The 12,436-nt window shown below is 63.6% G+C and carries 12 protein-coding genes; 8 read left to right on the forward strand and 4 right to left on the reverse strand.

What is annotated here, in order from left to right; translation table 11 throughout:
- The 3 genes from EWM57_RS16685 to EWM57_RS16695 form a co-directional block, all read right to left on the reverse strand.
- Window positions 1-483 (reverse strand): thiamine pyrophosphate-binding protein (locus tag EWM57_RS16685; RefSeq protein WP_262708253.1); only part of this gene is annotated, 483 nt, incomplete at its 3' end.
- A gap of 110 nt (window positions 484-593) precedes the next feature.
- On the reverse strand, window positions 594-1,676 hold the full coding sequence (locus tag EWM57_RS16690) for a chorismate-binding protein (protein WP_242510113.1): 1,083 nt from the start codon (window positions 1,674-1,676) through the stop codon (window positions 594-596).
- Between the two features lie 142 nt (window positions 1,677-1,818).
- A complete protein-coding gene (locus EWM57_RS16695) occupies window positions 1,819-2,265 on the reverse strand; it encodes a hotdog fold thioesterase (RefSeq protein ID WP_129922295.1) in 447 nt (148 codons plus the stop codon).
- 82 nt (window positions 2,266-2,347) lie between these two features.
- On the opposite strand from EWM57_RS16695, the gene EWM57_RS16700 reads away from it, so the two are divergent.
- The 7 genes from EWM57_RS16700 (at window position 2,348) to EWM57_RS16730 (ending at window position 11,473) form a co-directional block, all read left to right on the forward strand.
- Complete coding sequence (locus EWM57_RS16700) at window positions 2,348-2,971, forward strand: histidine phosphatase family protein (protein ID WP_129922296.1); 624 nt, start codon at window positions 2,348-2,350, stop codon at window positions 2,969-2,971.
- Between the two features lie 186 nt (window positions 2,972-3,157).
- The gene (locus EWM57_RS16705) at window positions 3,158-4,894 is read left to right on the forward strand and encodes a pyruvate dehydrogenase complex dihydrolipoamide acetyltransferase (RefSeq protein WP_129922297.1); all 1,737 of its coding nucleotides are present in this window, start codon (window positions 3,158-3,160) and stop codon (window positions 4,892-4,894) included.
- A 217-nt stretch (window positions 4,895-5,111) separates the two neighbouring features.
- Window positions 5,112-7,445 carry a S9 family peptidase gene (locus EWM57_RS16710; RefSeq protein ID WP_129922298.1) on the forward strand — a complete coding sequence of 778 codons (2,334 nt, stop codon included), beginning with the start codon at window positions 5,112-5,114 and terminating at the stop codon, window positions 7,443-7,445.
- Between the two features lie 111 nt (window positions 7,446-7,556).
- Window positions 7,557-8,093 (forward strand): ATP-dependent protease subunit HslV, encoded by a 537-nt coding sequence (hslV, locus tag EWM57_RS16715; RefSeq protein ID WP_129922299.1) that lies wholly within the window; start codon window positions 7,557-7,559, stop codon window positions 8,091-8,093.
- Between the two features lie 16 nt (window positions 8,094-8,109).
- Complete coding sequence (locus tag EWM57_RS16720; RefSeq protein WP_129922300.1) at window positions 8,110-8,628, forward strand: STM3941 family protein; 519 nt, start codon at window positions 8,110-8,112, stop codon at window positions 8,626-8,628.
- Between the two features lie 148 nt (window positions 8,629-8,776).
- Window positions 8,777-9,748, forward strand: coding sequence for a deoxyhypusine synthase family protein (locus tag EWM57_RS16725; protein WP_129922301.1), 972 nt, complete (start codon window positions 8,777-8,779; stop codon window positions 9,746-9,748).
- A gap of 21 nt (window positions 9,749-9,769) precedes the next feature.
- On the forward strand, window positions 9,770-11,473 hold the full coding sequence (locus tag EWM57_RS16730; RefSeq protein WP_129922302.1) for a hypothetical protein: 1,704 nt from the start codon (window positions 9,770-9,772) through the stop codon (window positions 11,471-11,473).
- A 119-nt stretch (window positions 11,474-11,592) separates the two neighbouring features.
- On the opposite strand, the gene EWM57_RS16735 is transcribed toward EWM57_RS16730, so the two are convergent.
- The gene (locus tag EWM57_RS16735) at window positions 11,593-11,973 is read right to left on the reverse strand and encodes a PH domain-containing protein (RefSeq protein ID WP_129922303.1); all 381 of its coding nucleotides are present in this window, start codon (window positions 11,971-11,973) and stop codon (window positions 11,593-11,595) included.
- A gap of 120 nt (window positions 11,974-12,093) precedes the next feature.
- Here EWM57_RS16735 and EWM57_RS16740 point away from each other — a divergent pair, with 120 nt between their 5' ends.
- Complete coding sequence (locus EWM57_RS16740) at window positions 12,094-12,432, forward strand: hypothetical protein (RefSeq protein ID WP_129922304.1); 339 nt, start codon at window positions 12,094-12,096, stop codon at window positions 12,430-12,432.
- Window positions 12,433-12,436 lie beyond the last annotated feature (4 nt).

The raw sequence follows: 12,436 nt of genomic DNA on the forward strand, positions 1-12,436 counted from the left end.
CACCGGGCCGGCGGGAAACTGCTGAGCCAGGTTGATGGCTTCGGAAACCAGGCGGGCGGAGTGCCACTTGGCGTCGGCGTGGGAGGTGTCGGCGGGAAAGGTGAACGTGCCCTTGGCGTGGGCGCCGTAGAGGTCGGCCTGCCGGATGGTCTGCCCGTCGAGCTGGTCAATCCACTCCGGGGGCCGGTCGGCGGTAAATACCACCAGCGGAATCTGCTGGAAATACGCTTCGGCCACGGCGGGGGCATAGTTGAGGCCCGCCGTGCCGGAGGTGCACACCAGCGCCACGGCCCGGCGCTGGTTCTGGGCCAGCCCCAGCCCGATAAAAGCCGCGGCCCGCTCGTCCGGCACCGTGCGCACCCGGATGCCGGGGTGGCGGGCAAAGGCAATGGTCAGGGGCGCGCACCGGGAGCCCGGCGACAACACCACGTCCGTAATGCCATGCTGGGCGCAGATTTCGGCAATATTATGAACGGCCTGCATTGGGGAAGTTATAAGGTGTGTAAGGTGAAATCGGGAGTTAGGTCAGGGTCGATATTTGGCTGGCGGACGCCGCCGACTCATAAAAATCACAACTTCACAACTTCGCAATTTCACCGCAGGATGGCGCCGATGGTGCTGAGCTTCATTTCCGTCTCGCTCCATTCGCGCTCCGGGTCCGAGTCGATGGTCAGGCCGGTGCCCGCGTACAGAACGGCTTCGGTAGAGCGAAGTTGCAGGCAGCGCAGGTTCACGAATAAGCGGGCCACGCCGGGCTGAGGCAGATTTACGGGGCCCAGAAACCCGCTGTAGTAGGCCCGGTCGTAGCCTTCGTGCTGGTGCAGGAAGTTGAGCGCCGCCTGCCGGGGCATGCCGCCCACGGCCGAGGTCGGGTGGAGCAGGCGCAGCATATCGGTGCCCAGGGTGGGGAAAGGCACGGCGCGCAGGTTCACGGCGAAGTCGGTGCGCAGGTGCAGCAGCTGGCCGGCCACGGCGGTGCGGGGGCCGGTTTCCTCGTATTCCCGCAGCCGCAGCTGCTTGAAGCAGCTCACGATGTAGCGCGAGACGAGGGCCTGCTCCTCAATTTCCTTCTGCCGCCAGATGGCCTGCTGGGGCAACATGCCGGGGGCCAGCGGCTGGGTGCCGGCCAGGGCCATGGTCCGGAAAATACCGTCGGCGTCGATGGTGACCAGCACCTCCGGCGAGGCCCCCAGCCAGGTGCCCGCGCCCGGCGCACTCACCAACGACACAAAGGCCTGCGGGTAGCGCTGGCACAGACTTTCGAAGGCCCGCAGCGCGTCGAACCCCGCCGGCAGGGGGCGCCGCGCCGCCCGGCTCGACACCACCTTCAGCACCTGGCCCTGACGAATGGCTTCCACCCCGGTTTCGACCAGCGCCGCGTATTCCGGCTGAGTGGCCGTGTGCGGCAGGGGCTGCGGGCTTAGGTGCCAGGGCAGTGGCGTATCCGTTGGGGTAGGGGCCTGGGCCAGAAAAGCCAGCAGCGGAGCCACCTGGGCCGCGTCGGAGCAGTGGAGCTGGTCAGGATGCTCGGCGTCCCAGAACACGTCGGCGGGCAGAAACAGCGCCGGGTTGTGGTCGGAGTCGCGGAAGGGGAAAAGGCGAAGCCGGCCGGGGCGTCGGGCGTCAAGGCTGGGGGTAGGCCGGTCAGGGCCGCCTCGGCCGAAAAGCTCAGGCACAGCTGGGGCCGCGCCGCGCCGGGCAGCCGCCACAGGGCCACGGGCAGCCCGTGTTCGAGGGCAAAGGTGAGCAGCTGCCGCCGCTGGGCCGCCTCATCATGGGGCGGATTTGGCCAGGCTACCGGTTCAGGCTGAGCGGCACTCATGCGGACGGCGGCGTCGGCTGCTGGGGCAGGTCGATAACGGCCATGGTGATGCGGCTGATGCAGACCAGGGCGCCGGTGGCCTCGTCGGTGATGCGGATTTCCCAGACCTGGGTGGTGCGGCCCACGTGAATGGCCGTGGCCCGACCCGTGACGTAGCCCGAGCGCACGCCTTTAAGGTGATTTGCGTTGATTTCCAGCCCCACGCAGGCTTTTTTGCGTAGATCCACCTGCAGCGCGGCGCCGATGCTACCCAGCGTTTCGGCCAGGGCCACCGAGGCGCCGCCGTGCAGCAGGCCCATGGGCTGGTGGGTGCGGTGGTCTACGGGCATGCGGCCCACCAGCAGCTTGTCGCCGACTTCCGTTATTTCGATGCCCAGGTGCTCGCCCAGGGTGTTGCGGCACCAGGCGTTAATCTGGGCGAGGTCGGCAGTGAGCTGTTCCATGCGGGAATTTCAGGAGTAAAAAACGGTTTTTAGGGCCAAAAAGCACTACTTTCGGGTCCAGTGCGACAAAGCTAGCGGGAAAGTGAGCGTCAAAAAAATATACCTCATCCGGCACGGCCAGACCGACTTCAACGTGGCCGGCATCGTGCAGGGCAGCGGCGTCGATTCAAGTCTGAACGAGGCCGGCCACCGGCAGGCGGCCCGCTTCTTCGCGGCCTACAAACACCTGCCCTTCGATAAAGTCTATACTTCCACGCTGCAGCGCACTCAGCAGTCGGTGCAGGGCTTCCTGGATCTGGGCCTGCCCCACGAGCAGCACGCGGGCCTCAACGAGATAAGCTGGGGTCAGCGCGAGGGCACGCGCATCACGGCCGAAGAGGACGAGGAATACTACGGCGTGCTGCGGCAGTGGCACCAGGGCCAGACCTCGGCCCGCCTGCCCGGGGGCGAAAGCCCGGACGAAGTGGCGGCCCGGCAGCGCCCGGTTATTGAGCTCATCACGTCCCGGCCCGAGGAGGAAACAATCCTGGTGTGCATGCACGGCCGAGCCATGCGGGTGCTGCTCTGCCAGCTGCTCAACTACCCACTCAGCCACATGGACGCCTTCGAGCACCGCAACTTGTGCTTGTACAAAGTGCATTATACGGGCTCCAGCTTCACGGTGCGCAGCTTCCTGGACGTGCAGCACCTGCGCGAACCGGCCTAGCAGCCCGGCAGCCAAAGCGGCTGTTTCTTAGCCCTTAAAGTCGGGCAAGCGCCGCACCGGGTCCCGCGCTGGTCGGGAAGGCGAAAATTCGCTGGCAAACGGTAAAGAACCAGAAGCTTTCCGATAGTTTGCTCCCCCGGATTTTCGGGCTAATTTTGACCCTACACAACACAAGCGAAGACACAGATGGCCGAAATCATAAGAATGCCCAAAATGAGCGACACGATGACCGAAGGGGTCATTGCCTCGTGGCTCAAGAAGGTGGGTGATAAAGTCAAATCCGGGGATATCCTGGCCGAAGTCGAAACCGACAAAGCCACCATGGAGCTGGAAAACTATGAGGACGGCACTCTTCTGCACATCGGTCCGAAAGAGGGCGACGCCGTGGCCGTGGATGGCGTCCTGGCCATTGTGGGTAAGGAAGGCGAAGACATTTCGGCCCTGCTGAGCGGGGCCCAGGGCGCCCCCGCGCCGGCCGCAGCAGCCCCCGCCGCTGAAGCTGCTCCGGCTCCGGCCGCTGCGGCTCCCGCACCGGCGCCGACCCCTGCCCCGGCAGCTCCTGCCGCACCGGCTCCCGCTGCTGCTCCCGCGGCCGCAGCTGGCAACGGCAAGAAAGCTACCGTCATCCGGATGCCCAAGATGAGCGACACGATGACGGAGGGTACCATTGCCTCGTGGCTCAAGAAAGTAGGTGACAAAGTGAAGTCCGGCGACGTGCTGGCCGAAGTCGAAACCGATAAGGCGACGATGGAGCTGGAAAACTACGACGACGGCACGCTGCTCTACATCGGTCCCAAAGACGGCGACGCCGTGGCTGTGGATGGCATTCTGGCCATCATCGGCGAAGAAGGCGCCGATATCCAGGCTCTGCTCGGCGGGCAGTCGGGTGGCAGCGCTACCCCGCCAGCTCCCGCAGCCGAAGCCGCTCCGGCAGCTGAGGCTGCTCCGGCTGCAGCTCCTGCCGCCGCTGCTGCGCCGCAGTCGGCTACGGTTGCGCAGCCCGGTGGCCGCATTTTCGCCTCGCCGCTGGCCAAGAGCATTGCCAAAGACAAAGGCATCGACCTGAATAGCATCAAGGGCTCGGGTGAAAACGGCCGCATCGTGTCGCGCGACCTGGAAGGGGCCGCCGCGGGTGCTGCCCCAGTAGCACAGCCAACGGCCGCCCCGGCACCAGCTGCTCCCGCCGCTCCGCAGGCTACTGCCCCGGCTCCTGCCGCAGCCCCGGCTGCCGCTCCCGCCGACGGCACCTACACCGATACGCCGGTGTCGCAGATGCGCAAGGTTATTGCCCGCCGCCTCTCCGAAAGCCTGTTTACGGCCCCGCATTTCTATCTGACGATGGAAATTCTGATGGACCGGGCCATGGAGGTGCGCACCCAGCTCAACTCTCTCTCGCCGGTGAAGCTCAGCTTCAACGACTTGGTTATCAAGGCTGCTGCCGTGGCTCTGAAGCAGCATCCGGCCGTCAACTCCTCGTGGCTGGGCGACAAAATTCGCCAGAACCACGTAGTCAACATCGGTGTGGCCGTGGCCGTGGACGAAGGCCTGCTGGTGCCCGTGGTGCGCAACGCCGACGGCAAAGGCTTGGCAACCATTGCCACCGAGGTGAAGGAGTTGGCCGGCAAAGCCAAAAGCAAGAAGCTCCAGCCAAGTGAGTGGGAGGGCAGCACCTTCACCATCTCCAACCTGGGCATGTTCGGCATTGAGGAATTCACCGCCATCATCAACCCGCCGGATGCCTGCATCCTGGCCGTGGGCGGCATCAAGCAGACGGCCGTGGTGAAAGACGGTGCGCTGGCCATCGGCAACATCATGAAAGTGACCCTCTCGTGCGACCACCGCGTGGTGGACGGCGCCACGGGTGCCGCTTTCCTGCAGACGCTCAAAGCTCTGCTCGAAGACCCGATGAAGATGCTGATCTGATAACGGAAACCCCCGATTTATTGCCCCTTACAAAAAAACCAGCCCGCCCCGGCTGGTTTTTTTGTGCCCGGCGCGCCTGGGGCGCAGCCGTGCCCCGGATAGGCCGGTAGGCGGCTTTCCGGCCAGTTTACGTGGCTACCAATGCGCAGTGAGCGGAATGAGTGCTACCTTCCGCCCCCGCCGGCCGCCGGCGGGTGTACCACCTTTTCCCCACCCTATGTATAAGTACCTACTGGTCCTTTCGGCGGCAGCCTGGTTGGCTCCGGCCCCAGCCCCGGCCCAACAGCGGCCTGTTCTTACCGCTCAGGATTACGCCCGGGCGGAACGCTTTCTGAGCTCGGGCACCCAAGCCCTGGTAGACGGCAGTGCCGGCCAGCCCCACTGGCTGGCTAACGACCGGTTCTGGTACCGCGTCCTCACGGCCCGGGGCAGCGAGTACGTGCTGGTCGACCCGGCCCGCAACACCCGCACGGCCGCCTTCGACCAGGCTAAGCTGGCGGCCGCCCTGTCTTCGGCCAGTGGCAAAGCCTACGAGGCCAGTGGATTGCCTTTCCGGAACCTCTCGTATTCGCCCGACGAGAAATTTATTGCCTTTGCCGCGGCCGGGAAAGCCTGGAAATACGATGTGCTGAGCGGGCAGCTCACTCCCGACACGGCCCCGGAAAAATCGGCGGCCAACGCCGCGAACGAAGTTCTGTCGCCGGACGGCCAGCTGGCCGCGTTTATCAAGGACGACAACCTGTGGGTGCGCAACACCAGCACCAACGAGCTCACCCAGCTCACGACCGACGGCATCAAAGACTACGGCTACGCCACCGACAACGCCGGCTGGACCCACAGCGACAAGCCCGTGCTGCGCTGGTCGCCGGACTCGCGCAAGATTGCCACCTTCCGCCAGGACCAGCGCAACGTGGGCAACATGTACCTCGTGACGACCAACATCGGCCACCCCCGCCTCGACAGCTGGAAATACCCGCTGCCCGGCGACAAGGACATTGCCACCATCGAGCGGGTCGTCATTGAAGTGAATACCCCGAAAGTGGTGCGCTTCCAGATGGCCCCCGATCCGCACCGCGGCACGCTCTCCGATGATATTTCCAGCAGCGGCACCTTCGACGACGTGGACTGGAGCCCCGATACCCGGGAGCTGGCTTTCGTCTCGACCTCGCGCGACCATAAGGAAGAGAAATTCCGCATTGCCGACGCCACTACCGGCACCGTGCGCGACGTGTTTACCGAAACCGTTGCCACCCAGTTTGAGTCGGGTCAGGGCGCTATCAACTGGCGCTACCTGCCCAAAAGCAAGGAAATCGTCTGGTACTCGGAACGCGACAACTGGGGCCACCTCTACCTGCTCGATGCGGGCACGGGCAAGGTCAAGCGGCAGATTACCAAAGGCAACTGGGTGGTCACGCAGCTGCTGCGCGTCGATGAAAAGAAGCGGGAGCTGTATTTCCTGGCCGATGGCCGGGAGCCGGGCAACCCCTACTTCACCCACCTGTACCGCATTGGGCTGGATGGCAAAAACCTGAAGCTGCTCACGCCCGAGGCCGGCAACCACCAAGTGACGCTTGCTCCCTCGGGCAAGTACTTTCTGGACACCTATTCCCAGCCCGACAAGCCCGGGGCCACGGTGCTGCGCTCGGCGGAGGGCAAACTGCTCTCGACGCTGGAGAAAACCGATATTTCCCGCCTCACCGCCACCGGCTGGAAGGCACCAACGGCCATTACGGTGAAAGCCGCCGACGGGCAGACGAACCTGTACGGGCTGATGTTTACGCCCACCAACCTGGAAGCCGGCAGAAAGTATCCCATCATCGACTACATCTACCCGGGTCCGCAGGGCGGGGGAGTGGGCAGCTGGTCGTTTAGCGCGGCCCGCAACGACCACCAGGCCCTGGCTGAGCTGGGCTTCGTGGTGGTCGTCATTGAGGGCAGCTGCAACCCGCTGCGCTCCAAAAGCTACCACGACGCCTGCTACGGCAACATGGCCGAGAACACGCTGTCGGACCAGATGGCGGGCATGCGCCAGCTCGCCCAGCGCTACGCCTACATTGATCTGGAGCGGGCCGGTATCTGGGGACACTCGGGTGGGGGCTACGCCACCGCGGCGGCCATGTTTCGCTACCCCGATTTCTTTAAAGTGGGCATCTCGGAATCGGGTAACCACGAAAACCGCAACTACGAGGACGACTGGGCGGAGCGCTACCTGGGGCTGCTGAAAACCAACCCCGACGGGACGACCAACTACGACAACCAGGCCAACGCCCCCTTTGCCAAAAACCTGAAAGGCAAGCTCATGTTGGCCCACGGCCTGATGGACGACAACGTGCCGCCCTACAACACGTGGCTGGTGGTGGAGGCCCTGACCAAGGCCAACAAGAGCTATGACCTGGTGGTGTTCCCGAATGCGGTGCACAGCTACGGTCCGTACTCCCCGTACATGATGCGCCGCCGCTGGGACTACTTTGTGCAGCACCTGGCCGGGGCCGAACCCCCGCACGACTACGAAATAAAGCCCGTGGCTGACCCCCGCAACGCGGTCCAGTAGCCGAGTGGCGAAGAAGCGCAAAGCTCCGCTCCGTGCTGGGCGTTGCCGCCGGATTCGCGTAGCTTTGCGCCTCTTCGCCGAAAATCTGTTTCTGTTCTTTCTGATTCTGCCATGAAAATTCGCTCTACGACGGTGCTGGGCGTGCGCCACAACGGGGAAATTGCCCTCGGCGCCGACGGCCAGGCCACCATGGACAAGCACGTGGCTAAAAGCAACGTCCGCAAGGTTCGCAAGCTCCACGAGGGCAAGGTGGTGACGGGCTTCGCCGGCTCCACGGCCGACGCATTTATGCTGCTCGACAAGTTCGAGGAAAAGCTCGGCGGCTACGGCGGGCAGCTGCGCCGCGCCGCCATTGAGCTGGCCAAGGAGTGGCGCAAAGACCAGTACCTGCGCAAGCTCGAAGCCATGATGGTGGTAGCCGACAAGGACGAGCTGCTCATCATTGCCGGCACCGGCGACGTGCTCGAACCCGACTTCGACGTGGCCGCCATCGGCTCGGGCGCCATGTACGCCCAGGCCGCGGCGCTGGCCCTGAAAAAGCACGCGCCCCACCTCACGGCCCGGCAGATGGTGGAGGAGGCCCTGCACATTGCCGCCGACATCTGCATCTACACCAATCACAACCTGATGATTGAGCAGCCCGGCTAAGTCGGGGACAACCGTCATGACCGAAGACCTGATTTACCACAACTCGCGCTGGCGCTACGCCCTGCTCACGGGGGGCAGCGTGGTATTCGTCGTCATGGGTGCCTGGATGATTGTGAGCACCGGCAAGTGGCCTATGGGCCTGCTGGCCATAGCTTTCTTCGGTCTGGGCGCGGTGGTGGGCGCCCGGCAGTTTTTCGACACCCGGCCCCGCCTGCAACTCACCGACGCGGGCATCCTGGACCGCACCCTGGGCGTGGGCCTGATTCCGTGGGCCGACATCACGGGGGCCTACGTGCGCTCCATCAACCACGAAAACTTCATTTGCCTACTCCTGCGCGACGAGCAAGCCTACCTCAGCCGCCTGCCCGTGCTCCAGCGCCGCCTGGCCGCGGCCAACGCGGCGCTGGGCTTTACGCCCGTCTCCGTAAATTTGAGCGGCGTCGACCTGGATGCCGACCAACTGCTGGAGTATATTCTCAAGCAGAGTGCCGCGGCCCAGCTCCCGGACCCTGGCTTTCGCCCTTCTACTCCCTAACCAAGCCCCCGGTCCCGGGCGGTTTTTGTGAGCAACCCAGCCGCTGTTGTGCGCTGCTCAGAATCTTCGCCGTACGGCTTTCGTATTGAACGATTCCCGGTTGCCCTTTGATTGTACACCGCATACCCACATACTGAACCCCGATTCGATGAACGTAACGAACTTCCTCAAGCACCACTACCGCCACTTCAACGCCGCGGCCCTCATTGACGCCGCCGAAGGCTACAACAAGCACCTCGCGGAAGGTGGCAAGATGATGATTACGCTGGCCGGCGCCATGAGCACCGCCGAAATGGGCATTCAGCTGGCCGAGCTCATTCGCCAGGATAAAGTCCAGATCATCAGCTGCACGGGTGCCAACCTGGAAGAGGATATCTTCAACCTCGTGGCCCACGACTTCTACGAGCGGGTGCCCAACTACCGCGACCTGACCCCCGCCGATGAGCAGGGCCTGCTGGAGCGCCACATGAACCGCGTGACCGATACCTGCATCCCGGAAGAAGAGGCCATGCGCCGCCTCGAGCACTCGGTGCTCAAGTTCTGGGAGAAAGCCGACAAGGCTGGGGAGCAGTATTTCCCCCACGAGTTTTTCTATCAGATCCTCAAGTCGGGCGAGCTGGAGCAGTACTACCAGATTGACCCCAAAGACTCCTGGATGCTGGCCGCCGCCGAGAAAAACCTGCCTATCATCTGCCCGGGCTGGGAAGACTCCACGCTGGGCAACATCTTCGCCGGTCACGTCATCAGCGGCGACATCAAGAACGTGCACACCGTGCGCACCGGCATCGAGTACATGATTTACCTGGCCGACTGGTACACGAAGCAGGCTACCGAGGAAAGCAAGGTAGGCTTCTTCCAGATTGGCGGCGGCATTGCTGGCGACTTCCCCATCTGCGTGGTGCCCATGCTGCACCAGGACCTGGGCCGCACCTCGGTGCCGCTGTGGGGCTACTTCTGCCAGATTTCGGACTCCACCACCTCCTACGGCTCCTACTCCGGCGCCGTGCCCAACGAGAAAATCACCTGGGGCAAGCTGGGCCAGGACACGCCCAAGTTTATCATTGAGTCGGACGCCACCATCGTGGCTCCGCTGGTGTTTGCCATGGTGCTGGGCCAATAAGCCTTCGGAAACTCCCGCTGAATGTCCTCATTCCGACTTTCCTACCACGGCCGCTTCCTTCTGGGAGCGGCCGTGCTGCTTATAGCCGCCGTCGGTGCCATTGCCTACCTGGTCTCTTCTTACGCCGCCCTGCAAAGCTGGTACCTGGGCCTGAATAGCTGCTTTTACCGGGTGGAGTCCTGGCCGACGCAGTTCTTTACGCCCGCCGTCAAGGCCCAGGGCAACCTGCTCTGCGCGCTGGCCCTGGGGCTGTGCACCCTGGGGCTGGCCTACTTGGCTTACCGCTGGCGCCAGGCCCCGACTGCGCCGCTGGCCGCTCCGCCGAGCTGGCTGCGGCGGGCCGATGCGCTGTACCTGCTGCCGGTGCTGGCCACGGCCAGCGGCCTGTGGTGGTGGGGGCAGGCGGCCGTGGTGCCCGGCACCGACGAAGTGTTTTCGGCGCTGTACTGCGCCCGGCTGCCCGCCTTTCAGACCGTGGCCTACTACATGCTGCCCAACAACCACCTGCTGTTCAACCTGCTCAACGGTGGGCTCTTCGGCGGCGCCGACAACCTCGTGGCCACCGGCCGGCTGCTGTCGGGCGTGGCTTACCTGGTGACGGTGGCGGCGGCCTACGGCTGGTTTCGGCAGCTGACCGAACACCGCCTGCTGGCCGCGCTGGTGGCCCTGACCGTAGCGCTGCAGTTTCCGCTCTGGGGCTTCGGGTTTCAGGCCCGCGGCTATGCCCTGTACGCGCTGGCGCACTGGGGCGCCTTTATCGGGCTCTTTGGCTACCTGCAATACCGCCGCGGGGGCTGGCTGCTGCTCAACGCCGTGAGCTGCGCGGCGGGCTACGCAGTGGTGCCCACATTCCTGTATTTTCACCTCGGCCAACTCGCTTTCGGGGTTGTGTATCAGCTGCTGCGCCGGGAACTGGACTGGCGCTTCTGGCGCTACCAGGCCGCGGCGCTGGTCGCAGTGTTTTTGTTCTACCTGCCCGCGCTCAGCTTTTCGGGGCTGGCCGCGCTGACCAGCAACGAGTACGTGCGCCCCAAAAGCGCGACGCTCGGCGGGTTTCTGCCCTCGTTCGGCCAGGATCTGCAGGGCTACGTGACTTACTGCTTCTCCCGGGTGAAAGTGCTGGGCGTGCAGCTGAGCTACGTGCTGGCCTTGCTGCCCCTGCTGCTGCGGGCCAAGCGCAATACCATCTGGTTTGCCTACGGTCTGTTTTACGCCCTGTTGCTGCTGGTGCTGGTGCTGCTGATGATAGGAATGCGCCGCAGCACCAACCAGCGCAACCTGATCGGGCACTGCAGCTTGGCGCAGGCGCTGGTGCCCGCTACGCTTTACTGGCTGCTGAGCCGGCTGCCCGCCCACTGGCGCGCGGCGCGTTGGCAGCTGGGCGTCACGGCGGGCCTGCTGCTGATTCTGGGGCTGAAGTTTGCCAAGACCAACCCCATTGCCAAGGCCGAGGACCTCTACCTGTTCGACAACACCACCGCCTACCGCGCCATCGAGGACGGGGTGCAGACCATTCCGGCGGGCCGCAGCGTGGCGTTTTCCTGGGAAAGCTTCAACGCCTACCACGCCGCCCGGCAGCGGGGCCTGCGCTGCTCCCTGCCCTGCGAGCCGGCATCCGCCGACTACTACGTGGTGTATGGCCGGGAAAAGCTGCCGGTAGCTTTGGCTTCGCAGTATGAACTGGCCAGCACATTCCCTAAGCACCGCATTTACCGGCGCCGGTAGAGTTTCCGGCTTGCTTTGTCAGGAAAAGAGTACCCACGAAAAAGCCCGCCGCTGAATCCAGCGGCGGGCTTTTTTTAGGATGCCATTTCAGGGTGCTAGAAGCAATCTTAAGTTGAGATCTAGCCCAGCACGTGTTGAGCCAGTACCTTTTGCAGATCGTAGATATTGACCTGCTTGTTGAATTTGCGCACCACGCTGGGTTGCACCTCGCTGGAAACCCAGATTTTCAATTCGGCATCCAGGTCCAGGTGGCCCGCCGTTTCGATGCTGAAGCGGGTGATGCTGCGGTAAACCACCGTGAGGTACTCTATTTTCTTCCCCGTCAGCCCTTGCTTGTCCACCAGGATCAGGCGCTTGTTGGTGAAAATAAACACGTCGCGCATCAGCTTGAAACCAATTTCAATGGCTTCTCCATCGGCCAGCAGCATGACGTATTCGCCAGTGAGTTCAGAAGGTTGGGCAACGCCGGCATTGCCGATTAAAGCAGAAAAAAATCCCATACAGGTAGAAATAGGTAAGGTGTATGTAAGTATAGGCAAACCAGTTGGCACCAGCCACCTCGGCAGGGAAGACAGGTGCTTCGTCTACCACCTGATGCCTCAAACAGCTACCTTGCTGCCATGCCCCTCGACTCCGCCAGCTTTCTGCACCACACCGACCCCGCCGAGAAAACCACGGTCTACACCCGCGTTGCCGATGGGGACGTGACGGAGGTTCCCGCCCTGCTCATTGCCCAAACCCAGTGGCAGAAGCTCTTTATTACCCTAGAAAAGCCCCGCCGCTACCTCACGCACACCCGGCCCCCCGATTCGGCTGACGAGGACGAGCTCGAAATTGACTTCGTGCAGGATTATGAGGAGGTGGAAGCACTGATGGAGGATGCCGGCCTCGACGGCCTCCACGACGGGGAGCGGGGCATGCTCTACCACAACCTGCTGTTTCTGCTGATGAATCCCTAAGCCA

The organism is Hymenobacter persicinus, from assembly GCF_004167665.1.
Taxonomy (GTDB): Bacteria; Bacteroidota; Bacteroidia; order Cytophagales; family Hymenobacteraceae; genus Hymenobacter; species Hymenobacter persicinus.

Bases quoted from the DNA above. Each gene is read 5' to 3' on its own strand.
- EWM57_RS16695 (WP_129922295.1), bottom strand. From the start codon at position 2,265: ATGGAACAGCTCACTGCCGACCTCGCCCAGATTAACGCCTGGTGCCGC.
- EWM57_RS16705 (WP_129922297.1), top strand. From the start codon at position 3,158: ATGGCCGAAATCATAAGAATGCCCAAAATGAGCGACACGATGACCGAA.
- EWM57_RS16710 (WP_129922298.1), top strand. From the start codon at position 5,112: ATGTATAAGTACCTACTGGTCCTTTCGGCGGCAGCCTGGTTGGCTCCG.
- hslV (WP_129922299.1), top strand. From the start codon at position 7,557: ATGAAAATTCGCTCTACGACGGTGCTGGGCGTGCGCCACAACGGGGAA.
- EWM57_RS16720 (WP_129922300.1), top strand. From the start codon at position 8,110: ATGACCGAAGACCTGATTTACCACAACTCGCGCTGGCGCTACGCCCTG.
- EWM57_RS16725 (WP_129922301.1), top strand. From the start codon at position 8,777: ATGAACGTAACGAACTTCCTCAAGCACCACTACCGCCACTTCAACGCC.
- EWM57_RS16730 (WP_129922302.1), top strand. From the start codon at position 9,770: ATGTCCTCATTCCGACTTTCCTACCACGGCCGCTTCCTTCTGGGAGCG.
- EWM57_RS16735 (WP_129922303.1), bottom strand. From the start codon at position 11,973: ATGGGATTTTTTTCTGCTTTAATCGGCAATGCCGGCGTTGCCCAACCT.
- EWM57_RS16740 (WP_129922304.1), top strand. From the start codon at position 12,094: ATGCCCCTCGACTCCGCCAGCTTTCTGCACCACACCGACCCCGCCGAG.